The organism is Priestia megaterium, from assembly GCF_009497655.1.
GTDB lineage: Bacteria > Bacillota > Bacilli > Bacillales > Bacillaceae_H > Priestia > Priestia zanthoxyli.
In genome coordinates this window covers 2,669,702-2,695,919 of the sequence record NZ_CP023317.1, presented here as the reverse complement: position 1 = coordinate 2,695,919, position 26,218 = coordinate 2,669,702, and the positions used below count along the sequence as shown (strand labels likewise).

The 26,218-nt window shown below is 37.9% G+C and carries 23 protein-coding genes, 3 pseudogenes and 1 other annotated feature; of the genes and pseudogenes, 21 read left to right on the top strand and 5 right to left on the bottom strand.

Annotation, left to right across the window (positions count from 1 at the left end; translation table 11 throughout):
* Positions 1-157: 157 nt before the first annotated feature.
* From CEQ83_RS13565 to CEQ83_RS13520, 10 genes and pseudogenes are all read left to right on the top strand, one after another.
* Entirely contained in the window at positions 158-637 is a 480-nt protein-coding gene (locus CEQ83_RS13565; protein WP_098999522.1) for an Imm30 family immunity protein, read from the top strand.
* A 373-nt stretch (positions 638-1,010) separates the two neighbouring features.
* On the top strand, positions 1,011-1,268 hold the full coding sequence (gene imm48, locus CEQ83_RS13560) for an Imm48 family immunity protein (protein ID WP_108674781.1): 258 nt from the start codon (positions 1,011-1,013) through the stop codon (positions 1,266-1,268).
* 898 nt (positions 1,269-2,166) lie between these two features.
* Positions 2,167-2,634 (top strand): annotated as a pseudogene (locus tag CEQ83_RS13555) (DUF6985 domain-containing protein).
* Between the two features lie 126 nt (positions 2,635-2,760).
* Positions 2,761-3,153, top strand: a complete 393-nt coding sequence (locus CEQ83_RS13550) for an immunity 50 family protein (protein WP_098999524.1) — start codon at positions 2,761-2,763, stop codon at positions 3,151-3,153.
* 27 nt (positions 3,154-3,180) lie between these two features.
* A complete protein-coding gene (gene cdiI / locus CEQ83_RS13545) occupies positions 3,181-3,582 on the top strand; it encodes a ribonuclease toxin immunity protein CdiI (protein ID WP_098999525.1) in 402 nt (133 codons plus the stop codon).
* Positions 3,583-3,976: 394 nt separating this feature from the next.
* Positions 3,977-4,423, top strand: a complete 447-nt coding sequence (locus CEQ83_RS13540) for a hypothetical protein (protein WP_098999526.1) — start codon at positions 3,977-3,979, stop codon at positions 4,421-4,423.
* 290 nt (positions 4,424-4,713) lie between these two features.
* Positions 4,714-5,136, top strand: a complete 423-nt coding sequence (locus tag CEQ83_RS13535; protein ID WP_260506539.1) for an SMI1/KNR4 family protein — start codon at positions 4,714-4,716, stop codon at positions 5,134-5,136.
* Positions 5,137-5,325: 189 nt separating this feature from the next.
* Positions 5,326-5,708: pseudogene (locus tag CEQ83_RS13530) on the top strand (SMI1/KNR4 family protein).
* Between the two features lie 87 nt (positions 5,709-5,795).
* Positions 5,796-6,311, top strand: a complete 516-nt coding sequence (locus CEQ83_RS13525) for a SecY-interacting protein Syd (protein ID WP_176551726.1) — start codon at positions 5,796-5,798, stop codon at positions 6,309-6,311.
* Between the two features lie 810 nt (positions 6,312-7,121).
* Positions 7,122-8,624 carry a malate:quinone oxidoreductase gene (locus CEQ83_RS13520; protein ID WP_098999529.1) on the top strand — a complete coding sequence of 501 codons (1,503 nt, stop codon included), beginning with the start codon at positions 7,122-7,124 and terminating at the stop codon, positions 8,622-8,624.
* Between the two features lie 114 nt (positions 8,625-8,738).
* On the opposite strand, the pseudogene CEQ83_RS27805 reads toward CEQ83_RS13520, so the two are convergent.
* A pseudogene (locus tag CEQ83_RS27805) lies at positions 8,739-9,289 on the bottom strand (DUF6434 domain-containing protein).
* 22 nt (positions 9,290-9,311) lie between these two features.
* Positions 9,312-9,824 (bottom strand): DinB family protein, encoded by a 513-nt coding sequence (locus tag CEQ83_RS13510; RefSeq protein ID WP_098999530.1) that lies wholly within the window; start codon positions 9,822-9,824, stop codon positions 9,312-9,314.
* A gap of 149 nt (positions 9,825-9,973) precedes the next feature.
* Here CEQ83_RS13510 and CEQ83_RS13505 point away from each other — a divergent pair, with 149 nt between their 5' ends.
* The 4 genes from CEQ83_RS13505 to CEQ83_RS13490 all read left to right on the top strand — a co-directional run bounded on the left by CEQ83_RS13505 (position 9,974) and on the right by CEQ83_RS13490 (position 14,343).
* Positions 9,974-10,903, top strand: coding sequence for an ADP-ribosylglycohydrolase family protein (locus CEQ83_RS13505; protein WP_099331093.1), 930 nt, complete (start codon positions 9,974-9,976; stop codon positions 10,901-10,903).
* 51 nt (positions 10,904-10,954) lie between these two features.
* Positions 10,955-11,461 (top strand): hypothetical protein, encoded by a 507-nt coding sequence (locus tag CEQ83_RS13500; RefSeq protein WP_194273210.1) that lies wholly within the window; start codon positions 10,955-10,957, stop codon positions 11,459-11,461.
* 181 nt (positions 11,462-11,642) lie between these two features.
* Complete coding sequence (locus CEQ83_RS13495; protein ID WP_155017307.1) at positions 11,643-12,551, top strand: phosphotransferase; 909 nt, start codon at positions 11,643-11,645, stop codon at positions 12,549-12,551.
* Positions 12,552-12,630: 79 nt separating this feature from the next.
* On the top strand, positions 12,631-14,343 hold the full coding sequence (locus CEQ83_RS13490) for a TcaA NTF2-like domain-containing protein (RefSeq protein WP_155017306.1): 1,713 nt from the start codon (positions 12,631-12,633) through the stop codon (positions 14,341-14,343).
* A 178-nt stretch (positions 14,344-14,521) separates the two neighbouring features.
* On the opposite strand, the gene CEQ83_RS13485 is transcribed toward CEQ83_RS13490, so the two are convergent.
* Positions 14,522-15,478: a patatin-like phospholipase family protein gene (locus CEQ83_RS13485; protein ID WP_098999534.1), complete on the bottom strand. Its 957-nt coding sequence runs from the start codon at positions 15,476-15,478 to the stop codon at positions 14,522-14,524.
* A gap of 509 nt (positions 15,479-15,987) precedes the next feature.
* On the opposite strand from CEQ83_RS13485, the gene CEQ83_RS13480 reads away from it, so the two are divergent.
* From CEQ83_RS13480 to ileS, 4 genes are all read left to right on the top strand, one after another.
* Positions 15,988-17,334: a sunset domain-containing protein gene (locus CEQ83_RS13480; RefSeq protein WP_226313299.1), complete on the top strand. Its 1,347-nt coding sequence runs from the start codon at positions 15,988-15,990 to the stop codon at positions 17,332-17,334.
* 336 nt (positions 17,335-17,670) lie between these two features.
* Positions 17,671-18,552: a phosphorothioated DNA-binding restriction endonuclease gene (locus CEQ83_RS13475; protein WP_014459724.1), complete on the top strand. Its 882-nt coding sequence runs from the start codon at positions 17,671-17,673 to the stop codon at positions 18,550-18,552.
* Positions 18,553-18,654: 102 nt separating this feature from the next.
* Complete coding sequence (locus CEQ83_RS13470; protein WP_155017305.1) at positions 18,655-19,641, top strand: GIY-YIG nuclease family protein; 987 nt, start codon at positions 18,655-18,657, stop codon at positions 19,639-19,641.
* A gap of 89 nt (positions 19,642-19,730) precedes the next feature.
* Positions 19,731-19,972, top strand: a binding site (T-box leader).
* Positions 19,973-20,024: 52 nt separating this feature from the next.
* Positions 20,025-23,123 (top strand): isoleucine--tRNA ligase, encoded by a 3,099-nt coding sequence (gene ileS, locus CEQ83_RS13465; protein ID WP_155017304.1) that lies wholly within the window; start codon positions 20,025-20,027, stop codon positions 23,121-23,123.
* A gap of 42 nt (positions 23,124-23,165) precedes the next feature.
* On the opposite strand, the gene CEQ83_RS13460 is transcribed toward ileS, so the two are convergent.
* Complete coding sequence (locus CEQ83_RS13460) at positions 23,166-23,669, bottom strand: immunoglobulin-like domain-containing protein (protein WP_098999537.1); 504 nt, start codon at positions 23,667-23,669, stop codon at positions 23,166-23,168.
* A 106-nt stretch (positions 23,670-23,775) separates the two neighbouring features.
* On the opposite strand from CEQ83_RS13460, the gene CEQ83_RS13455 reads away from it, so the two are divergent.
* The 3 genes from CEQ83_RS13455 (at position 23,776) to CEQ83_RS13445 (ending at position 25,444) form a co-directional block, all read left to right on the top strand.
* On the top strand, positions 23,776-24,483 hold the full coding sequence (locus CEQ83_RS13455; RefSeq protein WP_155017303.1) for a Type 1 glutamine amidotransferase-like domain-containing protein: 708 nt from the start codon (positions 23,776-23,778) through the stop codon (positions 24,481-24,483).
* A gap of 84 nt (positions 24,484-24,567) precedes the next feature.
* A complete protein-coding gene (locus CEQ83_RS13450; RefSeq protein ID WP_154990540.1) occupies positions 24,568-25,152 on the top strand; it encodes a hypothetical protein in 585 nt (194 codons plus the stop codon).
* Between the two features lie 55 nt (positions 25,153-25,207).
* Complete coding sequence (locus CEQ83_RS13445) at positions 25,208-25,444, top strand: hypothetical protein (RefSeq protein WP_228123005.1); 237 nt, start codon at positions 25,208-25,210, stop codon at positions 25,442-25,444.
* A 57-nt stretch (positions 25,445-25,501) separates the two neighbouring features.
* On the opposite strand, the gene CEQ83_RS13440 is transcribed toward CEQ83_RS13445, so the two are convergent.
* Positions 25,502-26,167, bottom strand: coding sequence for a cupin domain-containing protein (locus CEQ83_RS13440; RefSeq protein ID WP_098999540.1), 666 nt, complete (start codon positions 26,165-26,167; stop codon positions 25,502-25,504).
* Between the last annotated feature and the right edge of the window lie 51 nt (positions 26,168-26,218).

Sequence of the window (26,218 nt, the reverse complement as noted above, 5' to 3'; positions counted from 1 at the left end):
GCCTGTTGAACAGTTACAAGCCATTCACATGCTTGAACAAACATCACCTTACATAAGAGGTAAAGAATATATTTATTCCTATAAATAGTATGGGCATAATGGTTTGAAGATATTTGGCAAGTTAAATTACCAATGGATAGAAAGGGAGAAAAGCACCATGAAATTTCAAGAGGATATTTCTATTTTATACAAAATGCGTTTTCTAGATAATGAAGGAGATAACATTGAAGAGTTTGAAAATATTCTTAATGAATTATCGCACAGAGGAACAAATGATATAATCCCTGACCTTTGTACAGTTTTTGAGGAAGATATTGCTGAGCCATCAGCTGGCGATTACCTTATTGAAACGATATTTTATATTGCTGACCGTTCTGGGACGGAGGAAGGACTATACAACTTGGCTATTGGTATTCCTAAAATGTTACCTCATGCAGAATTCTGGGCGGAAAGAATTCATCGGAGACTTTTAAATTCGGAAGGTTTAGTAGCATCTTATATTAACGCGTTAGAAGATGTAGATAGCTCAACAAAACAAATAATTAAAGGAATTCTTCTTGAGATAAGAGAGGACAATCCAGATGTATATTCAGAAAAAGTTAATTCAATCTTAGAGAAATTAAATGAAAATCAATAAAACAGAATCTGTACATAAAGCAACTAAAATATTACTTGATATCGGACCTGTCATCAGCACAAAAGCAGCAAGATCTTGAAGATGTTAAGGTAGCGGGGTTATATGTAGGAGTAGATTTACATAAGGAGCATCATACGGCTGTTATGATTAATTGGTGTTAAGAGAAACTAGGAGAAATACAACTTGAGAATAAATCATCTGCATTCTTTTTGATACTAAGGGGGATTTAAATGAAACCTCATTATTTTACAATCGGTGTTTACGGAAGAAATGTTTACAGAAAGTATAATTAATAGATGATTATATTCCATGTGGATGAACTGGAGAATATCCTAAAAGAGATATAAAAATTATATGATAAGGAGTGAAATTTTTGGAAGAAAATAAAGATTTCCTCAATGAATGTATAAGTATTACAAACACTACTATAGATAAGGTTTTTAAAATAGACAGCAATGATGAACAAGAAAAGCAAATCTTGGGTGCGTACCTTTTTGGAATGTTTAATGGGTTGGGGCATGAAAAAAATAGTACACCTGTTGAGATACAGGGTGCTATGATTCAGGTTGCAAATGAAAAACTAAAGTGTTCTTTAGAGTCTGATAATGCTAAACTTTGTTACAAGAAATAATAGTCAACGTAAAAAGCTGTTCGTACGCTTTGTTGAAGTTAAATTTCAGGCTGCATTATTAAAAGAGAAGGGCGTACAGTCTTGCTGTTCGGTAGTGGACTTGTGAAACTTTTTCCCCTTTATCAAAAATAAAAATATGAGACGGAAATGAAAATGGGATATGCTTTTAAATTTAGTGAAGATGGCTATTATATGCCAAGGCTAGGTGCCGAGCTTAGACTAATGAGCAAACAGTGGTGATGATTATGATTATTGAAATTGACGGTTTCTTTCATCAAGTTCTACTTACGGGTAAAAAGTGTTCAAAACAACAATTGAAGCAAATGTATCTTCAAGCCAAAGAGATAACCATTGAGTCAAAAGACTTTTCTAACGTATTTTGCAGGCTCCACAACTTTGAGCAAATCCCCTATTCGAAGGATATTAAGGTTGACTTCGTGTTAGATACTAATACCGATAGAATTTACGCTCTGTCATATTAACAAATGGTAGTGCTTTTAGGTGGGCTTTTAAAAACAAGGGCTCCCTAAGGTGTATACAAGAATCAACGTTTTATATTATTTAATATCTCATAAGAAAAGAATTAGAACGTTTTTATCCTGTTTCCAACAAAGGAGAAAGATACGGAATACAAATTGGTGGAAGAGTATGAAGGAATAGAAGTTTTGTTAGAAGCTATTTTTACAGAAATAAATATAAGATAAAACGAATTTATATATTAAAGAATTAAAAGCGTTAAATCATGAAAATAATAAAGATATTTTGAAATTGGAACCTTTGATACTAGAAATAGAAAAATAAATTAACACAGTATGAGTCAGATAAGGTAGTTACTACGCAATTTGTGTCAACAGAAAGAAATGCCAGGGGTTTTTGTGAAAAATGGGGGGATTATAAAATGACAATAAACGATAAAGTTTTTGGAGAACTTGACTACCAGTATAAATGGGTAGGGTATAGAACTATAAAATTTTTAGGAAAGGATACGAAGGTAGCATTATTAATAGGTGGAGAAGATGATGGAAGCTTCGATGAAGGTCAATACGTGGCATACAGCTCGTTAATGGATAATTGGAACAATGTCCAACATAATATATTGCAGCGAATTCTAAAGTACTATAAGCAAAAAAGGCATGAGCTCGGTTAAGATGTTTCATTTAGCCAAGACTATCCATTAATTGAAACCGTTGATCAATTAATAGAACATATAACACTAGTAGGCATTTCGGTTCCCTATGAATTCCTTCGCGATGGACGTGATATAGGAATCTCATTTGATTGTTCATGGAATCAGGAAAATGGTTTAGGAATTCGTCTTATAGATGAAAAAGTAGAAGAAGTAGGTTATCAAGATGTTGCCATCTAAAGTAGGCTCTTGAAAGTATAGATGATAAGGTTATTAAATCAAGCTTTGATGCAACATTAAAAATTTGATACATCCAAAACAAAAACAACACAATAGTATCCTTTTGTGACTTAAAGGAGTGTATGCATGATTAATTCAAGTAGGATAATGAATGCTCAAGCCATTACTGGCATTTTTGGAAGGATGCTAACGTTTAATGGTTCTGAATTATTAAATGTCCAAATAAAAAGAGATGGTCCAACACTATTCATTGAATTATCTACTAAAGAGATGGTCAAAAATAAGCCTAAACGATGGAATGAATGGGACATAGTATATGTTGAGATGTCGTTTTTTGGTGTAAGAGACTTAGAAATCAATTCATTTGGAACTATGAATGAAATAAAACAGTTCGCAATGGAAGACATTGGGGAAGAGGGATCTATAAAAATTCAGTGTAGTAATAAAATGTCTATTGCGTGTTTATTTGACTGGGCAAGGGTTGAGAAAATAAATCCTGGTTTAATAGGTACACCATAAGAACGATGGTAGAGTGGGTGGATTGGTATGAATGTATATGAAGAATTTATTGAGGTTATGAAACAGAATAACTTGAATAAAGAAGCAGTTATTGATGTTTTGAATAGATATGTAAATGGACATGATTTTTTACAACGCTTAGAAGATTTTAAAAATAAAGAAGGAGAGCGTCGGGAGTATAGTGGAGTAATTTATTCCGATGAATATGAACAAGATGATGATGGGTATTTTGGACAACATCACGTTTTATTTTATTCAGGAAATGGTGATGAAGACTATGATATTGTGAATGATGAGGAGTTGTATCCGTATATCAGTGCTGCATGTGAATTTTACATAAGGAAACACCTTGAAAAGGAAAAGATTATTAAAGAATTATTATTGCAAATAAAAGACAAATATAATCATAGTAACAGCCCTTTAGAATAATTCGAAAAGGCTTTTTTACGGGCCATTATAAGCAGAGGGAGGAATTTTTATTCTTGCTTTGTAACTTTAAAATAATAAGTTGTTTCGTGATAAATTATGCTAACGATAGAAAAAATGAGTTGCGGAGCTTATATTATAAAACCACTCAATATCCCTGTTTCTTGTATCCCCCAAAGGAGGAGAAAAATTGGCTTGATGTGTACTTTCCTGCTCTTGGATTAGAACCACTTCAGTGGCTCTATGAAGTAGTTGAGCAAATAAAAGAAGCTGTTAAAACAAAATAGAGTCATGGTGATGAAAACGGTAATTTGGTCTACAGCTTTTATGGGTTATTGATTGGGTTAATAAAGGTATGAATAATCGTACAAACATTGAGGTGGATGGAAAGGTAGCGATGATTAAATATAACTATAGATTTAAGTATATAGAGGAATTTAATGTGGTGGTAATGGATTTTGATGAAGAAAAGTCTCTAGAATTTGCTAATATGATAAATGATCCTTTAGGATCTGATATACCTTGGAGGTTAAGCGAGTTAAAAAATGATATTGAACATTTTATTGATTTATTAAAAGGGAACATACCTCACTATAAACACGGAGGAAATGCTTCTAGCATAGTAGCCTATAAAGATTTCACTATCATTGAAGATCCATTTTACGACGAAGAGGAAGATGAGGTTGAACCAGTATGTAAATTAGAAACAGTTGAGTTTGTTAAAATCATATTGGTTTGGGCTTATGAAACATATAAGTATAAAAGCCAAAAAAGAGTCATTTCTCAAGAAGATGCAGAAATAGCTATGAATTGGATTGAGGAAAAAATGGAATCCATCACTTAGCCATAAGAAGTGTGAAGTGTACTAAAGCCTGAAACCACAATGGGTGAATGCTACTCAAACTCAGCAAATCAAGCTATTGTTGAAAAACTGTTAGTGCTGGTTTTAAGGCTCCGGTTTTTCTAAATTACTAGTTTAATAAAATAAATCAGTAATCAAAGGACAAGGTTAAAAACGTTGTCCTTTAAACGTTCAGTTACCTATTAGTAAATGTTATTTTAAACTATCTATATAGTAGAAATAGCAATGAAATGGTGAAGAAGCTAATCAATAAGGAGTGAGTTTTAGTGAAAATGGAAAGAATGCATGAAAGTTTATCCATTGAAGATTTAGAACGATTTGAGCATAGTCATTCTATTACAATTCCAAGAGAGTATAGAGATTTTTTACTGGAATATAACGGTGGTTATCCAAATCCAAGTGTTTATAAGATATCTGAAAAGCTGGGTGAAAGTATAGTAAACATTTTTTATGGAATTGGAACCATGTATGACAATTTAGAGAAAAAGTTTGATCTTTTCGACGAGATTGTAGAAGCGGGGTTTATGCCAATAGCAGATGACCCAAGCGGGAATCAAATATGTATTGGGATCAGCAACCAGTATTTCGGACAAGTCTATCATTGGGCTCATGGTGAGGAAACTGAAGAAATGGAAAATATATATTTTTTGTCAAATAGCTTCAACGATTTTCTTAATTGTTTATATGAGGACTGATCATTTTACATATAAAAAAAGAACGGTTGTAACAGGTGACACGAAAGGAGAAGTAACATGAAAAAAGAAAAAAACATAGAGGTTACAAACGAATATAATGATTCTGTCTTTTTGACTGATGGAGTCAGTATTGATGAAATAAAAAAGAGAGAAGATACGATCAACGTAAACTTGCCAGATAGTTATCAAATGAATGTAAATGCTTTTGGTCAAGCAACGGAAGAATCAATTGGCAAATTAGAAGAACTTTTGGGGTTTTTACTTCCCGAAGATTATAAAAAATTTTTAGGTGAATATAACGGAGGAACTTCGAAAGTAAGATATAGTAAATTTTTTGTTGAAGAATTAAAGCAAGAAATTCCTTTAGATGTTTTGTATGGGATAGGTGTAACTTGGTAATAGGAGATGATCCTGGTTCGGGACTTATTGTACTTATTACTGATACGGAAAGGCACGGTGTGTATTACTGGGACCACTCTCTTTCTTTCCCCCAATCTCGTGAAGAAGAAAATACATATAAAGTAGCCCATAGTTTTAAGGATTTTTTAAACGAATTAATTCATCCGAGATAACAGGGCGTGAAGAAACAGAACTAACATATGCTGAACGATTAGAAAAAGTCTTAAGTGAAGGTGATGTTATTGGTAATGAAAGATGCTATGAGCAACTATTTTAAGGTAAGAAGAGAATATTTTGAAAAAGGTTTGGATTTCCTATTTAAAACATCCTACAACGAAAATGTTCAATCAATGATTTATCAAGGGGAAGTGGATGAAGACGAAGAAATTTTATGGAACCCTGTTCAAAAAAATAATCATAGCGATATAAAACCACTTGAAGAAAGGTTTCATATTGAATTTCATTCTTCAATTGACTGCTATTTTAATTCCTACTGGTTTGCGGAGTTAGATGGTTTTCTGGATAGCCATTACATCACGTTAGAAGCTGTATTACCAAATATTGAATTGGATACGTTTGAAAGGAACTTAAAGGGATATAAAAAAAATCGCGATAAGCTTGATAAGGTTCCTATAGGTATAGAAGGCAATGGTTTGGTAGTTGTGATTGATAACCTCAGCGGCAGAGTAGAATTAGAAGATTTTGAACGAGGTTGCTTTAAAGAAATTGCAAACTCCTTAGAAGATTTAATTTCTAGCCTGCGTTTACAAAGATAACAAAAGATACTTTTATGGATTTTTTAAGTAAATTACATGATTGAAAAGCTTTTTGTAAGTGCACGTTGATTTGCTAAAGTCTCCAAGGGGTATTTTTGTGGAAATGCTTCATCGAAAAAATGCTCGAGCGTATAACAATATGTCACTCGTCCAAATTTGGAGGGTTTTCTTTTAAATATTCAAATATAGTCTATGTAAAAGTCAACATACATGTTAGGTTTTATAACATAAATTTCTGAATAATCATTTACTTATTCACTTATTTCATGGTATGTTATATGACATAGATATTGTAACTTGCAATATGGGCTGGAAATTAGCCATTGCAATATATACTTATTTTTCTAAAAATGCACCTGGATAAGCTGGTGCTCTATACATATATGAATACATCTACGTATAACTAGTCAAAAGAATGAAGGCATTTCTAATTATAGTGCTGTTTGTTCTTTCAAATGAGTATAGTTATAGTAGGTGAAACTTTCAAGGCAGTTATTTTGGTTTTTAAGCTGAATTTTTGGAATAGTTTGTTATTTTATTGATCGATGCTTTGCCACTTAGAAGTAGGTATAAAAGTTTACTAATAAAAGAAAATGCAGACGGAATTTAATAAGTTTTTTGGAATTTGTGGGCGATTTTCTCACTTTTTTATCATTTTTGAATAGTTTATAATCATCAGACAATTATACTGTGATATAGTTATAAGTGAGACAGAAAAAGGTGTGTTCTTAGGTCGCACCTGAATTTTTTTACTACGTAAGCAGGAGCGCCTACATCTTTTTACAAATATAGGGGATGAGGAAGGTTATAATGAGCAACGTACAGAAAAAAACAGACGTTATCTTAATTGGTGCCGGAGTCATGAGCGCAACTTTGGGATCATTACTCAAAGAGTTAGCACCTGAATGGGACATTAAAGTATTTGAAAAACTCGCAGACGCAGGGGAAGAAAGCTCGAACGAATGGAATAATGCAGGGACGGGCCATTCTGCGCTGTGCGAACTAAACTATACATCAGAAAAAGCTGATGGATCTATAGATATAACAAAAGCGATCCGAATTAACGAGCAGTTTCAGCTATCAAGACAGTTTTGGTCTTATCTGGTAAGCAGCAAGTTGATTCGCAATCCGCAAGATTTTATCATGCCAATTCCGCATATGAGTTTGGTACAAGGGGAAAAAAATGTATCGTTTCTGAAAAAGCGTTTTGAAGCGCTGTCAAACAATCCGTTGTTTCAAGGAATGGAGTATTCCGACAGTCCTGACAAACTAAAAGAATGGATTCCGCTAATCATGAAGGGGCGCACGTCAAATGAACCAATTGCCGCAACTAAAATTGATTCGGGGACAGACGTAAACTTCGGTGCTTTAACACGCATGTTGTTTGATCATCTGAAGAATAAAGGGGTTCACGTTCATTACAAACGAAGTGTAAAAGATATTAAACGTAAAAGTGACGGTATGTGGGAAGTAAAAGTCGCAGATGTAGACAGCGGCAAAGTTGAGTACCACACGGCAAAGTTCATCTTTATCGGTGGTGGAGGCGGAAGCTTGCCTTTACTTCAAAAAACAGGTATTCCTGAATCCAAGCATATTGGAGGCTTCCCGGTAAGCGGATTATTTATGGTATGCAATAACCCTGAAGTGATTGCGCAGCACCACGGGAAAGTATACGGAAAAGCCAAAGTCGGAGCTCCGCCAATGTCAGTTCCGCACCTTGATACACGCTATATTGACAACAAAAAGACGCTGTTGTTTGGTCCGTTTGCCGGCTTTTCACCGAAGTTCTTAAAAACAGGTTCAAACCTGGACTTAATCAGTTCTGTAAAGCCGAATAATATTTTAACCATGCTAGCAGCAGGCGTCAAAGAAATGGCGTTAACAAAATATTTAATTCAGCAAGTGCTGTTATCAAATGAAAAACGTGTCGAAGAACTGCGTGAGTTTATCCCGAACGCGAAAAGCGAAGACTGGGATATCGTTGTAGCAGGCCAGCGTGTGCAGGTAATCAAAGACACGGAAGCCGGAGGAAAAGGAACGCTTCAGTTTGGTACAGAAGTTGTAAGTGCCGGTGATGGTTCTGTTGCTGCACTTCTTGGCGCTTCGCCTGGTGCATCAACGGCGGTTCACGTTATGCTTGAAGTATTGGAAAAATGCTTCCCAGAAAACATGAACAAGTGGGAGCCAAAAATAAAAGAAATGATTCCTTCCTATGGCATGTCGTTAGTTGATCATCCAGACTTCTTTAACGAAATTCATGCGTCTACTTCACAGACGCTTGGTTTAATTAAAAAAGAGTCTGTTTATAGCTAAACATTTTACGCCGCAACAAACAGTACATGTGTATGTGAAGAAATCTACAGGCGTGCACAAACACCACCTTTTCTTGAGGTGGTGTTTTAATGGTCTTTATATGTAGAGTTTGATTTAAGAGCGGTATTGATTGCTTCCAGGCTGAAGTTTCAAATGCTTCCATGCCGCAATTGCATCATCGCGGCTTTTTCCATTGTTTTTCGAATCGTTAAAAAAATCGCGAATAAAGCGGTTGTACTCAAACTGAGGCGCAATTTCTTTTTGATAAGAAGGCTGCTTTTTTCGTTCTTTTTCCTCATACCACGCTTCTGCCACATCTCGATAGGTTTTCCCTACATTTTCTTTAAAGTAGTTTTGAATATACGTGGAAAAATGAAACGTGGAATGAATGGCTTCTTTAAAAAAGCCCGTACTTCTTGACTGCAGCGGTGATTTTCCCCAATGACGGTATCTAATGTTAGCGGCGCTTTCGTTTTAGAGAATGAGCGTCTTTTAGAAGGTAATTTTGATTGTTGAGTGTCACCGGTTGTTAAAAACACTTCAATTCTTTTTGAAAGTTCCATTTTAGATCCAGACGGGCTCATGTTGTTTTCACGGCAAAGTTGCTGCAACTCGGTTTTAAGCCAATATAAATCGGTAAAGTCTTTTGTAAGTTCAGGTCTCATTGTTTTCACCTCCATATATTCGTTATAGAACGTTTGTTCTTATTGGTCGATTGTTTTTAGAGAAGTACGAAGGAATGTCTTTTATGTTTCTTCCTACATAGTGAGAAGAAATAGGCCGTTTATTCACTTCTCTTGCCCAAATAGAAAGCTGGCCGATGTGATGGATTTCATGAATGATGATGTGATGCAAAATGTCAGCTTCCGTGTAAGAAGTAGAATCCCAAGGGACTGTTACGTACCTTTTGTTGGAAAAATTCAAATGACTTAGAAAGTCGGCAATTTCGGGTCTATGTGCGGAAGAGAGTGCTTGAAGCTTTTCGAGCGTATCGTGTTCTTCAAAAGAAAGAACGATATCTGGTTTACCTTGGATGGCGCGTATCCAACTGTCTTCCACATCAATAATATGAAACAGAGTTTGTAAAATGCTGCCCGTTCCTCCAGTCCGCTTCTTCAACAGTTCTTCTCTAGAAAGTTGATAACACCAGCTAAACCATTCATCTCTCACTTGCCAATTATATTCAAAAAAATGAATCATCTACCACACCTCACATGTTTTTTTACCTCTTACTAAATTAGATTAAGGCTTGTAAATTCCTTTGTAAAAAGAAGAAAAAACGTCTAGGCAAGAGATCTCTTGCAAATTCCAAAATCAAACAATTACAATAATAGAAAGGAGTTGATCACATGACGCTACATAAAAAAGTCCTTTCTACGATTCTAGGAGGAGCTGTCGGAGACGCTTTAGGCGTTCCAGTTGAGTTTAAAAAGCGCGATTCATTTCGAATTACAACTATGACCGGCTACGGTACATACAACCAGCCTAAAGGAACGTGGTCCGATGATACGTCTTTAACGATGTGCTTGATTGATAATTTAATAGACAAACAAGATGAATATGATTTGATGCAAAAGTTTGCGAACTATTGGTCGAATGGCTACTGGACGCCGTACGGAGAAATGTTTGATATTGGCATCGCAACAAGCGAAGCGATTCGCCGCTATAAAAGCGGGCTTCCTAAAGAAGAGTGGGGAGGAAAAGGTGAGTATGACAACGGAAACGGAGCGCTTATGCGTATTGCTCCGCTTGCGTTTACACTATGTGATGAACCTAGCTTTACAAAAAGAAAAGAAGAAATAGAAAGAATTGCTCACGTCACGCACCGCCATGTGCGCTCTACGCTTGGTTGCATTATATACGTGGAGCTGCTTATTCGTCTTCTTGACGGCAACGAGCCTTTTGAAGCATATGAAAACGCGGTAAATCTCTGTCAAAAGCAGTTAACAGGTACGGAGTATGAAGCAGAGTTTTCTGCGTATGAACGAGTGTTAAACCTAAGCTTGCCGAACGCAGCGAGAAATGAAATCGGGTCAACCGGATACGTCGTCAGCTCGCTAGAAGCATCGCTTTGGTCTTTTCTGCAAAGTGATGACTACGAAGAAGCTGTACTTACTGCTGTGAATTTAGGAGAAGACACGGACACAATAGGCTTTATTACGGGTACTATGGCAGGAGTATATTATGAGCTGGATGGCATTCCTAAAGAGTGGATTTGTCAGCTTGCTAAAAAAGAAGAGTTAGAGAAAGCGTGTAAGAAGTTTGCGGATATATGTTAATGGATAATAAAAATTACTTTAAAGAGCAGAGGAGATAAAATGAAATTTTCTATGGATTTTGGCGATACCAATTTTATCGGAGTGGCCAATGCAAAAGAATATCAATCATTTGTCGATGAGGATTGGGAGCTAGATCAGCTTTTGAACCATTTTGGCAGTGAAATGAAAAAGAGAAATATCCTAGTATGTCAAATGACAGAAGAAGGAATTGAACACTCCTGGAACGTAGAAGTGAAGATTGGAACAGAGTCGGATATAGGTACATACTTTAGAAAAGCAACAGGTTATATAAATGTAACCAATCATCAGCTTTATCTCGTAGATTATGACTGCCTTACGATGGCCGCCCAGTTTGAAGATCAGTCTGTGCCTGATCAAAACTGTTCTAAGTATAGAATTGATATTAAAAACGGTATGTACAAGGTCGAGCTTATTCAATTTTATAATGTTGATCAAGATGAGTATACAGGAAATGACCAAACGGATCTTTTATTGAACTTTATTAAGATGGAGCATGTTGAAGAAACAGCCGATAAGGTATTTTGGTGTACGTATTAAGTAGTAAACGTACCGTAGGCTACTAACTTAGAGGCGTAGTGTGCCGTTCTAAGGCATCCTATCTTATTTATATATTTACTGAAACCCTCTGGCTTTGCGTCAGAGGGTTTTTATGGTCAAAATCATTTATAATATACTTTTACATAACATACAAACTAAACGTTAAAGAAAGGTGATCACAGTGCCAAATGCATGGGATGCAGAACAAATCGTATCATCAGCGCTTGCCAAAACGCTAATCGAGACGCAGTTTCCAGAACTTGCGCCCGCTACAATTTCGCTGCTTGGCTACGGCTTTGACAATACGGTTTATCAAGTAAACGACCGCTTTGTGTTTCGGTTTCCAAGAAGAGAACTCGCAGTGAGACTATTAAAAACAGAAAATCAGCTTTTACCAAGTCTTGCTTCTCAGCTGCCTCTATCGATTGCAGAGCCCATTTTTTTCGGTAAGCCGAATGCAGGCTATCCTTGGCCGTTTACGGGCTATCACTACGTGCAAGGAACTCCGCCTGCAAGATTAACAGAAGAAGAGCGTGTACAATCGGCTTCTGTATTAGCAAGGTTTCTTCGTGCGCTACATCACTATCCTCATCTAAAAGCGCAAGAGCTTGGCGTGCCGTTTGATGAGCTAAATCGGCTTGATATGATGAAGCGAAAGCCTGCGCTAGAGAAGTATGTCAAGCAAATGAAAGAGCGTAATCTTTATTCAAAACAAGAGATTCTTGAAGACTATGTAAATGACATACAAGAAATTAAGTATCAAGAAAAACATGTACTAGTTCACGGAGATCTTCATATTAAGAACATGATTGTTGATCAAAACAATATGGTTTCAGGCATTATTGACTGGGGGGATGTTCATATTGGTCATCCGGCAGTTGACCTAGCGATTGCCTATAGCTTCTTACCATCTAAAGGAAGAGCTCGTTTTTTCAAAGAATACGGAGAAGTAGATGAAGAAACGCACAGGCTTGCAAAATGGAAAGCCGTATTTACAACCGTAGTGCTTGTGGCACATAGCTACGATCAAGGAGATAAACAAACGTTAGAAGCGGCTCTAGAAAGCTTGAAGCTGATTTTTCAAGAGTAATAAAACTGTAATAGAATTTCTGTTCAATTCCTGTATAGTTAAGAAAGGATAAAAATAAAAACAACAGGTGAAGCAAACGATGAATACAAGCCACTGGAATGAATCAGCAGCACATTTACTAGAAAGGTGGATACAGCTATATAAAGAAAAGGAATCTCTTATTGGAGAAAAGGAATCTTTAAACATGCTAAAAGAAGAAGTAGACGGGATGGATAAAGAAAAATTTCTCTCCATAGTAGAACGTCAACTGCAGAAACTGTATGACGAACTGGAAAAAGAACGGACAGAGTACAATATGAACAACAGTGAATATACAATGGTGACGTTTCTTTCAAGCGACTATCCGGAGTACATAAACAAGCGTCAAAGCAATATGAGACAGATTGAACAGTTAACAAGCATACATAGAAGTGTTACAGAGCTTTTCGGAAAAGAACTTTCTTCCGAAGCGGATATGGTGGCGTTTAGAAATGACTTTTTTCAACTAACAGAAAAACATGCTAACACGTCATCGTTAAAAGAAATGAAGGAAAACTGGAATACGTATTTGTCAGCGTTCGTTGACTTTCAAAAAAAGCATGAACATGTAAAACAAGCGACAGCCACAGTACTCGAAGAAGACAAGAGTTTAAAGCAAGAATGGCATCAGCTAAGCAAAAATAAAGTAGTGACCAAACAAAAAACGACCGCCTTTCGCACAAAGCAGCATGAGCTAAATGAAAGCATTCGAAAAGCCACGACTGCACAAAAACAGTTACTCGAACTGCACTGGCCGGATGTTCGCAGTCAGTTTGATGCGCTACAAGAAAAAATGAGCGGAAGTCTTTCTACCGTGCTGAAAGAAACGGAACGCAGTATGGAAGTGATTAGCCAAAACGATGCAAATGAACATGCCAAGTTAAAGCAATCACTTACCGACCTACATGCAGTCCACAAAGTCGACGCTCATCAAACGTGGTTAGCGGCTTTTATTAAAAAATCACGACCATTTTTTAACGAACTGAGTGAAGATATAAAGGCTACTCGATGTCGAGAACTGTGGAACCGAATTTACGGCATGTATAAAGGAATAGCAGTAAACGAGTTTATTGTTACCTACGAAGAATTTTTAGCACTTCAGCCGCTTAATAGTATAAAAAGCACGGAGATGCCAAAGCCGTTAGCTCGGTTAAAGGTAGATATAGAACCTGTTACACTGCCATCCTACGCAGACTTTCCCGTGCTCAAAAAGCAGCAATCATCACGGCGCACTTTTCCTATTTTAATAGGAGGAGCTATCGTCCTTGTCTTGTTACTGACGATTGTATATATGAATCGTGACAATCAAACGGCAGAAACAAGCTCAGATATAAAAGAAACGACCAGCACGACGTCGTTAAAAAATGAACAGACTAAACCAGCTGCTGTAAGTAAAACGGATCTTGAAAACTTTTTTATCTCCTATAAAGCTGCTTACTTTTCAAGTTTAAACAGTGGAGACTTTAGTGGGATGGCGCCTTATATTGACTCGAATCAGCCAGTGTATAAACAGTTAAAAAGCTATATCACATCACTTGCCGGCAAAAACGTATCGTTTGCTAACGATCAGTTTCTTGTGACAAAAACAGAGTCACATGATGACGGAACCTACGACATTTATACAAACGAAGTGTACACGTTCACCGACTCATATGATGCAAGCACGCAGTTTAAAAAAGAACGAATTTATCATGTGAAAGCTGCTGGCAAAGACAAACTTCAAATTACTAAAATTGATACACTAACAGATGAACAGAAGCCGGTGGAAGAGTGAACGGTTTCTGAGAGATTATGAACAACCGCTAGTTCCTTTTGGGGGCTAGCGGTTGTTGTGGTTGGGTGGTGTGATTGAGGTTAGGGTGATTTCTACGCTGCCAGCGTGGATATCTTGTTATATAAACTTTTAAATCTTTCCATATAGAAGCAAGAAATTAGTCTAAAGTACAGTCATATTAATTCCAGTTTTTTTCAATGAAATGAAATGCAGGCCGTAAATTTGTTTTATTAGCAATTGAAATAAGAGCGGGCACCACCGAAGGATCTGTTTTAGAGAAATTAGGAATCCGTGGATTCAACCTGAAAAACTGATCGCCTAAAAGTTCAGAGCTAACCATTGATTCATAGTAGCTCGATCCACCAGAGATAATCTGAAGAAACGGCAGCAACGGTTCATTTGGAGATCGGTCTAAAAGCACCCCCCAATTCGGCGGAAGGTCCTCTATATCTTCGGGGCGTATGTTATCGGCACTCACCATTCCCCATCCCTTTGTATCTCTTCTTAATTGAGTTGGCTGTTCACCTGTTCCAATAGATAATACGGCAATTTGATCTAACGGCTGCTTTGCTTTTCCGACTGCAAACGCGATACTAGCTGTACTGGTGTTAGTTGCTACTGTATACCCATCCACATAGTTTTGATAAGCTCTTTGCGTTGCAGGTGCAGCGCTGCTCCTAAGTATTACGTCACTTGCTTTTTCATTAAGATAGGGAGAACCAGGAAAATTATGAAATAACACAGGATTCCAACGATTCAGCTCCGGTGAAAATAAGTGAAAGGATGGCACAACAATTCGTTTCTTTAAGTCTCTAAGGCGAAGGTCTCGGGGGAAAAATGTTCGTATGGCTTTAATAAAACCAGAATAGGGTACTTGTTGGTTAAAAACAGGTCCGCCCGGTCGGGAAACGCTGAATGCCGGTAAGATTTGATCTTTAAAAAAATCAAACGTTTCTTCTGGTGATCTTCCGCTTGCTAACGCAAGAGCAGTAAATGAACCAATCGAATTTCCTGAAAAAACATTGGTTTCACTAATTAACTTAGGGTTTTGATAAGCCAATCTATTCAAAAGTTGTAAACTTAAAGCACCTAAAGTGCCGCCTCCATCAAAGGTCATAATCCGATATTTTGTCAAAGGTGATTTCTCCTTTCGAATCCCATCAGAGGTATCATTCTGTATATGTTTATTTGATGTGTTGCAGAGGTATGAGTATCTCTTTTACCCCTCCTTTAGAAGCCAGGTTATGCAGATGAACATTCTTAGAAATAAATAAAGACTCTAACGAACCAAACCATCGGCTAAATCTTAGCCGATGGTTTTATTTGAGTAGATGTTGTTAATAAGGAACATTTCCTTGCTTAATTACAAAAATAAGAACAAGAAAGAGTATGAAAATGGAGATGAAGCTGAAAATATTATACTCATAACATTTCGTTCCTTCTTTTAATCTTTTCGCTCCCTTTATAAGTGCAGGCCAAATCTAAAATAGCCCTTTTAAAGAAATTAAAGGAAATATAGTGCCCGTTTATACAACATTTTATTGTAAGATAGATTAGTTGCATATGAATCGAGTATTAGTAGGTTCACACTAACTTACCTATTATTAGTGTAAGGAATCAAGAAAGAGTGAGGGAAAGGTCAAAATGTCTAAGACAAGGTATAAGAACCAAAAAGAATCCAATGAAGCAATTGCAAAAGCTTATATAGAGAACGATTATACAAATAGTCAAAATAAGCTGTTGCTAGTATCAAAAGCTAATTACAGGAAAAAAAGTTCAAATCTATGCTACTCGTCAGTAGACGATAAAGGTATGAATTTTTATGAATTTAACAACAACGCTGAACAGAATTTAATGTTAATTGAGCGGTATGAATGGGCTGATTTCTCTAGCGTTACAATTGACCATAGCATTGCAAAATCAGTATTTACATTTGTAGGTCATGGTGAAAATAGGGATATTACAATAGAGGTAAAAGGAAAGGAAGTAGAGCAAGTTATTCGTAACCACTCTTCTATGGAAGTTAACGTAGTAAAAAGACCTGTCTGGACTAAGGTATTAGGATATCGTTCACAGACAACTTGGAAAATGTTTATGGCTTCGACTGTTTATACATTAATTCTTTTATTTATTTTAAATGCTTTGTTACCAGCATCTACTCATAATTTTATTACGGGACTATCTTTATTCCTTTTCCTTCTAAGCATCATAGGTTTCCTTGTTGGATTAATAAAGCCAAAATGGGTATTGCCTAAATTTAAAGTCAAAACAAGAAAACGTGTATTATTTTCTTATCTATATTTAATTCTTAGTTGTTTATTTATTGTTGGAATCTTTAGTGATGAAGAATCAACATCTACTCCTGCTTCAACTCAAGTAAGTTCTTCGCAAAACAGCGTCACTGTTGCATCTAAAAAAGATGTTGCTGATAGCAGCAAGCAAAAAGTTGAAAAGAATGATAGTGATAAAGCAGTAAAAGAAGAGAAAAGACAAAAAGCTGAGGAGCAAGCGGCAAAAGAAGAAGCAAAACGAAAAGCTGAGGAGCAAGCGGCAAAAGAAGAAGCAAAACAAAAAGCTGAAGAGCAAGCAGCAAAAGAAAAGGCAGAACAAAAAGCTCAGGAGCAAGCAGCAAAAGAAGAAGCAAAACAAAAAGCTGAAGAACAAGCAGCAAAAGAAAAGGCAGAACAAAAAGCTCAGGAGCAAGCGGCAAAAGAAGAAGCAGAGCGTAAAGCTCAACAACAAGCAGCTAGTCAACAGGCTACAACAAGCAGTTCTACTAGCAGCAGTGGAAATTATAAGCCATTTGAAAATGATCCGAGTGATGATCAACAGTCTAATATGTCTTGTTCGGGTCAAATCAAAGGTAACAAAAACTCGAAAATTTACCACGTACCTGGCGGAGCTTATTATGACAGAACTCAAGATAACATTGTTTGGTTTTGTTCAGAAGCGGATGCACAAGCAGCTGGATATAGAGAATCCCAACGATAAAAAATGTATGCAACCTTTAAAAGCTCTCCTATATGTTTCTTGGAGAGCTTTTTTCTTTATGAGAGGATTAATATAACGTATGTATTAAAGGCACAGGACGAGTAAGTTTTAAAAGCAGAAAAGATATGAAAAAAGAATACTTTGAACAAAATAATTTGGGTAAGAAAGCTTAAAGTAGAGTTTTGTAAACGCGTCTGTAAATAAAGTTCACTGGCCCATCTAATGCTGTCATATAATAGAATTAGCTATTATACTTACATTTATTAATACTTTTTCAAAAACGGTCTTAGCTCTAAGGTTTTAAATAGTTTTATAGATGGGAGTTAAAGCAAGCTTATGAACAGAGAAGAAGTACTACAAAAAATAAAGAACTTAAACATCTGGAAAAAAAGGGATCAACGAGCTCCGCACAAACCATTGTTGATACTGTATGCCCTAGGTCAGCTACAGGCCAAGCAACGAATGCACCTGCCGTATAGGGAGGTGAAAATCCCTTTAAAAGAGCTGCTTATGGAGTTTGGACCTTCTCGGAGTTCCTACCATCCAGAGCATCCTTTTGTTCGTTTGACAGGAGATGGAATATGGGAGCTAAGCGAAGCAGTGGATAAGCGTAGCTTTACAGATAAATATTTACTAAGTACAAATATAGTAGGCGGTTTTAGACAGGATGTTTATAACCTTTTTGCAAATGATCCTACGCTGCTTCAAGACGTCGCGCAATTTTTATTAAATGAACATTTTCCGGATACGATCCATGAAGATATATTAAGAGCCGTAGGCTTGGATTTTGAAACACAGTTAAAGCGAAGAAGAGATCCAAAGTTTCGAGAGAAAATTCTGCAAGCTTACGGATATAGCTGCGCTGTTTGTGGGTTTAACGTTCGTCTTGGACATAATTTAGTTGGTGTAGAGGCCGCTCATATTAAGTGGCATCAAGCGGGAGGGCCAGATATTGAAAGTAACGGAATCGCGTTATGTTCAATGCATCATAAATTATTTGATCGAGGAGTTTTTACTTTTTCAGATCATAATGAGCTGTTAGTGGCAACTCAAGCGCACGGGACGAATGGATTTGAAGAATGGCTTATGAAGTTTCACGGGCAAAAGCTTAGAGATCCTATTCATCCGGCGTATCAGCCGAGTGAAGATTTTCTTGGGTGGCATGTTAGAGAAGTATTTAGGGGACCTGCTAGATATCAAGCAGGTGATATAAATTAATTTTTGTGAATGATAGATTGCTGCGTCTATAATTAGGAAGTGATTTACATATTGTAATGTCAGTTAAAATACGTTCAAGAAGATATAGACGGAGGAAGAAAGATGCTACGAAAAAGCGGTGCGAAACGAATACAGACTTGGTTTTACGATGAAGATCCAAATGGGATTAAAGTATTTGAGGTGCCGAATACAACGATACAGGCTGTATTCATTCCCAGAAATAGTTTGAAAGATTTAAAGGGTGAAAGCGAAGTAGAAAAGCCCGGCATTTATTTTTTATTTGGAGAAGATAAAGAGGCATATATTGGAGAGGCAGAAGTGGGATATGAACGTTTAAGACAGCATGCTAGTCCATCAACAGGTAAAAGTTTTTGGGATGTGGCCGTGTTAATTGTCTCTAATGCTTCTCAAGATCAATTAGATAAAGTTGATGTAAAATACTTAGAACATATTTCTTATCTAGCAGCCATGCGCTCTGGTACATATGATATTAATCAAACCGTTCCCACAAAACCGTTTGTGCGTGAATTTAGACGAGACGACCTGACAGATATTTTTAATGTTATTAAAGTTTTACTTGGTGGGTTAGGCTTTTCCATTTTTGCGGATGCTTCAAATGGAATAGAATATGAAAGCGAAGCTGTACAGTCTGGTGACATACCAAAGATTGAAGCAGAGCAAGCGATAGAAGAGGTTGTTCAAGTTGAGACACATTTGTCAAAAGATATAAAATCAGTAATAGTAGAGGACGTTCTATATTGTAAGCGCCGAGATGCGTATGCGACCGGGAAATATGTTAGCGATGGATTTCTTGTCTATAAAGGAGCTTTGCTTGCGAGCGAACAACAGCTAGAAGGAGCTAAACTTAAAAGGCAGCAAGACCATATTAATACTTTTCTAGAAAACGGTGTACTAGAAATAAAAGATGGTAGATACATGCTGGTACAAGATCAAATTTTTTCTTCTATCTCAGCTGCGGCAGTGTTTGTGACACAGCGAAGAAGCAGTGGAACTTCTGAATGGAAAGATAAGAACGGGATAACAGCGCGTAATAAAATCGATCAAATGTTAAGTGCAGAAACAAAATAACTTAGATCTAAACCTTTGGATTTCAATAAGGATTTTAAAACATTGACATTCCCTTCCAAAGCGCATAAAATAACTACTAATAAAAGCACACAAATTCGTTGAAGAGAATCAGTACGCTGCAAGTTTGTTCCACAGAGAGCTGGTGATAGCTGAAAGCCAGTGTTCAAGCTGCAGGGGAATATCCTCTCTGAGAAGTCAAACTGAACGATAAGTAAGTTTGAACGGTAGTCTACCGTTAAAAAGAACGCGTATGATTGTACGTTGCTGAGTGCTATTGATGAACGGATCAATAGAAGCCAGGGTGGTACCGCGGTTAAAACCCGTCCCTAGTCATAGGGACGGGTTTCTTTGTGTGCTTTTAACTTTAAAAGGAGTGGTATCACATGAAAGAAGTGAATGTAAGGGAGTCTTCGCAAGAGCGCGAACAGCGTATCCAGCAGCAGTGGCAAAAAGGAAATGTGTTTCAGCAGTCGGTTCAAAATCGAGAAGGGCATCCTTCGTTTGTATTTTATGAAGGGCCTCCAACAGCCAACGGTTTGCCTCACGTGGGGCATGCGCTAGGCCGGACGATTAAAGACGTGGTGGCTCGTTATAAAACGATGACAGGGCATCAAGTGATCCGAAAAGCAGGCTGGGATACGCACGGACTGCCGGTAGAGCTCGGTGTCGAAAAGCAGCTCGGGATATCGGGGAAGCATGACATTGAAAAATACGGCGTAGAAGCTTTTATCAACAAGTGTAAGGAAAGTGTGTTTGTGTATGAAAAACAATGGCGCACGTTCACGGAGCAGCTTGGCTATTGGGTTGATATGGAAGACCCTTACATCACCTTAGAGAATTCCTACATTGAAAGCGTATGGAACGTGCTTGGCACGATTCATCACAAAGGACTTCTTTATAAAGGCCACCGCGTATCACCTTACTGCCCGAGCTGTCAAACGTCGCTAAGTTCGCATGAAGTAGCGCAAGGGTATAAAGATGTAAAAGATTTAACGGTAACGGTGAAATTTAAAGTGAAAAACCGCGATAATGAGTATTTTTTAGGGTGGACGACAACGCCTTGGACGCTTCCGTCAAACGTGGCGCTTGCGGTGCATGAAGAGATGAACTACGTTCGCGCTGAGCAAGGCGACAGCGTGTATATAGTGGCAGAAGCACTTGCAGACAAAGTGTTAAAAGGAGAGTATACGGTTTTATCTCATCATAAAGGAAATGAGTTAAAAGGGATGTCATATGAGCCGCCGTTTGATTTTGTGAAAGTGGAAAAAGGGCATGAAGTCGTAACGGCTGATTACGTAACGGATCAAAGCGGAACGGGTGTTGTTCATTTAGCACCTGCATATGGTGAAGATGATTACAGAGTCGTAAAAGAAAACGGCTTTTCGTTTGTGAACGTAGTGGATGAAAAAGGACAGTACACGTCTGAAGTGCCGCCTTTTCAAGGACGTTTCGTGAAAGACTGCGACGTTGATATCGTTCGTCATTTAGCAAATGAAGGCGTGCTGTATCATAAAGAAAAGCATGAGCACAGCTATCCGTTTTGCTGGCGATGCGACTCGCCGCTTCTTTATTACGCAAATGAAAGCTGGTTTATCCAAACGACGGCGTTGAAGGAACAGTTTTTGAAAAACAATGAAAGCGTGACGTGGTACCCGAATCATATCAAGCACGGTCGCTTTGGCAACTTTTTAGAAAATATGGTGGACTGGAACATCAGCAGAAAGCGCTACTGGGGAACGCCGCTGAACGTATGGGAATGCGGGGAATGTGCGCATCAAGTAGCTCCGAAAAGTATCAAAGAGCTTCAAAATCATGCGTCTCATTCCGTTGATGACAGCATTGAACTTCATAAGCCTTATGTAGATGACGTGCGGCTGACGTGTCCGGTCTGCAGCGGAGAAATGAAGCGAACGCCGGAAGTGATTGACGTTTGGTTTGACAGCGGATCGATGCCGTTTGCGCAGTATCACTATCCGTTTGAAAACAGCGAACTGTTTCAAAAGCAGTTCCCGGCAGACGTTATCGCAGAAGGAATTGATCAAACGCGCGGCTGGTTTTACAGCTTGATGGCAGTTTCAACGCTGTTTACTGGAAAAGCGCCTTATAAGCGCGTTTTGTCTCTTGGCCACGTGTTAGATGAAAACGGTCAAAAGATGTCTAAAAGTAAAGGAAATGCGCTAGACCCTGTTGATCTTATTCATACATTTGGTGCGGATGCGCTTAGATGGGCGCTTTTAGCAGACAGTGCACCTTGGAATCCGAAGAAGTTTTCAGAGCGGGTCGTGCAAGAAGCGAAATCAAAAGTTATTGATACGCTTGTGAACGTGTACGGCTTTTACGTTCTGTACGCCAAGCTTGACGGCTATGACCCTGAGCAAACGTATGAATTGAAAAAAACAAAATTGGATGAATGGATTCTTTCGCGTTTGCATAGTACGGTTAAGCGAGCAACAGCACATCTTGAAGATTACGGATTTACAAATGCCGCTCGTGAAATCGCAGCATTCATTGAAGAGCTAAGCAACTGGTATGTACGACGTTCTCGCGATCGTTTTTGGTCAGAAGGGATGGACGGCGAAAAAGCAGCGGCTTACGATACGCTTCATAAAGTGTTAGTCACGCTTAGTCAGCTGTTAGCGCCGTTTACGCCGTTTGTTGCGGATGATATTCATGAAAATCTGACAGGAAAAAGCGTTCATTTGGCAGACTATCCTGTGTGTGATCAAACCAAAGTGAATGAAAAGCTGGAAAAAGAAATGGCAGCGGTGCTTCAAGTGGTGGAACTAGGCCGAAGCATCCGAAATACGCATTCGTTAAAAGTAAAGCAGCCTCTGCAAAGTCTTTCGCTTGTGGTAACGGAAGAAGATGTAGAGTGGAAAGCATATCGTGATGTCATCAAAGATGAGCTTAATGTAAAGAACTTTAACGTGGAGCAAGACGACGACAAACTTGTTTCATACGTATTAAAACTTGATTTTAAACAGGCTGGACCAAAGTTCGGGAAACAAGTTAATGAGGTCAACCAAGCGCTGAAAAACCTTTCAGAAGAGAAAGGAAAAGAGTTTGTTGAACAAGGCAAGCTAAGTGTTACGCTTGCTTCAGGAGAAAACCTAACGCTTGAAACGGCAGACGTACTTGTTGAAAAAGTGCCAAAAGAAGGTTTTGCGGTTGCTTCAAACGGCATGTATACTGCGGTGTTGGATACGGCGTTAACCGAAGAACTTGTGCAGGAAGGAGTCGCTCGTGAAGTAATTCGAGCGGTTCAAGACTATCGTAAAAAGCTGGATTTACCCGTGAATTTACGTATCGATTTGGAGCTTAGCGGAGACGAAGAAGTGCAGAAAGCTGTCGAGAAGTTTGAAACGCTGCTTCAAGAAAATCTTTTGCTACACAGTCTTCATGTGACAGAAGCTACCGAAAACGGAGAGACGGTAAAAGTCGGAACAAAGCAAGTTACGCTTAGCGTTTTAAATCAGAGCTGATAAAAAGCACTTACCTCATAGCAGGTAAGTGCTTTTTTACCTTTAATCAAACTGTCCGAGAACATTTTTAAGACTCGGCCAAACGATTTCAAAAGGAGCCGCTAGTACATACTCTTTTCCGTTTTCATCTTTAAAGTGTTGAACAAAACGATATTTTCCTACTTTGTAGTTAGGAGTTGCGATATCTAATTTGAGTGATTTCCCTGGCTTCAGCGTGACAGTTTTATCAGGAAACTCCAATCCGTTTAGCACAACTTCGTACCACTTTCCGTCTTTTAAGTGATCCGCCGTATTTTCATAAGGAATCGTTAAGGTATGCGTCGAATTGTTTTGAATAACAAAAAAGCCAAACTGCGTTTTATCGTACTTTTCGCTTACAGCAGATAGCGTAATAGTTCTCCCGTCAATGCTTATGGAAGATGGGATGTTTTTTTCTTGTTTGGCTCCTAAATCCATTTTTTGACCGTTATAATCGATATAGCCAAAGATACAAAACAAGATAATAAAAATACCTAGTATTAGTAAAAGTGTTCGTACTATTTTCAAAAGCTTTGCACCACCTTTTTTACTCTTCCATTATACGGAAAACTTCTTGTTTGAAATAGTATGAATTTACATTTTCTATATCACTTTTTTGAAAGGAAGAATTGAAATGAGACAAATTATAGCCATGGGCGGCGGAGGTTTTTCGATGGAGCCGGATAACTTGCTTCTGGATCAATACATACTTTCACAAGCTCATATAGATGTGCCGAAAATCTGTTTTATCCCTACAGCCAGCGGAGATGCCGATAATTATATAGAAAGGTTTTATGAAGCGTTTGAGAAGTTGGTATGTACACCGTCTCATTTATCGCTGTTTTCACCAAACTTTATAGATTTAAAAGCATATGTGCTGCAGCACGATATTTTGTATGTAGGCGGCGTTAATACAAGGAATATGCTTTCTTTATGGAAAGAATGGGAACTGGATACGATTTTAAAAGAGGCTTATGAAAAAGGAGTGATCTTAGCGGGAATAAGCGCAGGTTCGATTTGCTGGTTTGAAGAAGGCGTCACCGATTCAATGAACAATAAACTGTCTAAAATCGACTGTTTAGGATTTTTAACGGGAAGCAACTGTCCTCACTACGACGGAGAAAGCAATCGAAGACCTTCGTATCATGAGTTAATGGCAAGCGGGGAAATGAAAGAAGGCTACGCTGTAGATGACGGAGTCGCGCTGCATTTTAAAGATGAGAAGCTATCCACGTCAGTTAGCTCAAGGGCAACAGCAAAAGCGTACGCTGTTGATCGAAAAGAGGAAGAAGTAATTGAACGTGAACTCCCGGTGACCAATTTGGGTAATCACAAGCAATAAATGGCCGCTTTTCATGTTTCTCTGTATAAAATGGAGCTTATTCGTACATACATAAGCAGAGATTCTATATAGGAGGGTGCTTCAGTGAGTTATAAACAATACTGGGGAAACATACATGAACAAAGCGATAAGCTCCAGGAGTTATTATCGTCGTATTGGCATCAGTACTCAGATTTCGGAAACTGGCAGTTTTGGGTGGTGGTTGCTTCGCTCGTTCTTCCTCTTGTGTTGTTGTATTTTACCGTAGATCGGACGAGGATCTTTGAGGTGTTTTTCTTCGGTTACACAGTGCACATGCTCTGGGCATATATTGATATTGCACTTGGGAGAAGCGGTCATTTAACGCACACGTTTTTTTTAACGCCGCTGCTTCCAAACGCAACGAATATTACCGCTTCTATTTTGCCGGTAGGCTTTCTGCTGCTTTATCAATATTGTACGAATCACCAAAAGAATTTTTATCTGTATACGATTCTGCTGAGCGCTGTTTTTTCATTTGGACTGGCGCCCCTTGAACACCATTTTAAATTTATTGATTCAGGAAAAGGAATGAGCTTGTTCTATATTTTTCTGATTGATATAGGGATAACGTTAGTAGCGTATTGGTTTACAAGGCTGCTTGTAAAAGCAAAAGCCGCAGCCTATCGTAAAGCGGAAAAAGAACGTTGAAAAAATGTTTGAATGTTATTAGTTAGGGGTATACATGTATTTAAGATAAATTGAGGTGAAAAAATTGTATTATTACCGCATTTCAGAAGGACAAAATGAAACGTACTCTGAGACAATTGTTATTCATGAAGAACAATTTGATCAAGGTACATTTGAAAAAATGGTGAAAGAAGCGATGGTCGATAAGCCTGGCAAAATCGATCAAGTGGATATTGTGAAATATTTAATTGGACATTATCATTTCCAAGTTGCATATATTGAAGCCGCTTTTCACAGTACATATACAGATTAATAACGTTATGTATTCGTTAAAAAACCCCGTTGCACTGGCAGCGGGGTTTTTTTGTCTCTACCAATATCGATAGTGATAGGGATTTTGAGGAGAGTAATAAGGATTTTGAGGCGGAGGATACGTATAAGTAGGCTGCTGGTGGTGTACAGGGCCTACTTGTTTTTTCTTTTTATAGTGTTCTTTTTCTCCGCATTCGTCCGTTGGTCCAATCACGATGGTTTGATTTTTTAGCGGAGCCAGCGTTTTCTTTAGCTGCTCCGGATCTAAGCAGTACGTGTGAGCAAGCACTTCAATAGGCGTTTTATTTAAAATATCAGATCCAAAAATGTATTCCGGGTAAGGGGCGTCAAAAATGGCAAGTAAATGCGTATTGTCTTCAGACGCAATTTCCCAGTGCCACCAGCCTTGAGGGATATTGGCTACTTGACCGGGAGTAATCGGAATATTTGTGACTTCGTTGTTAAACGGATTGATTAATGAAACGACGGCTGAGCCTGAAATGCAGTAGACAAGCTCAGCGGCATTTTGGTGATAGTGCGGTTCGACTACACGGCTTTTGCTTAAGTAAATATCAAGTAATGATACATTTCCTAATGTGTTGAGCACATCCCGGCCCAATCGGTTAATGTAATTTTGATCGTTTCGCGTATTAAGTCTGTTTTTGTTCACATCAGAAAAGTATTGTACGTTTGGATTATTGTAATCCATATAGGGCGTTGACAAGGGTCTCCAGCTCCTATCCTTGAATTTTTTATGATGCTGTATCGTATGTAG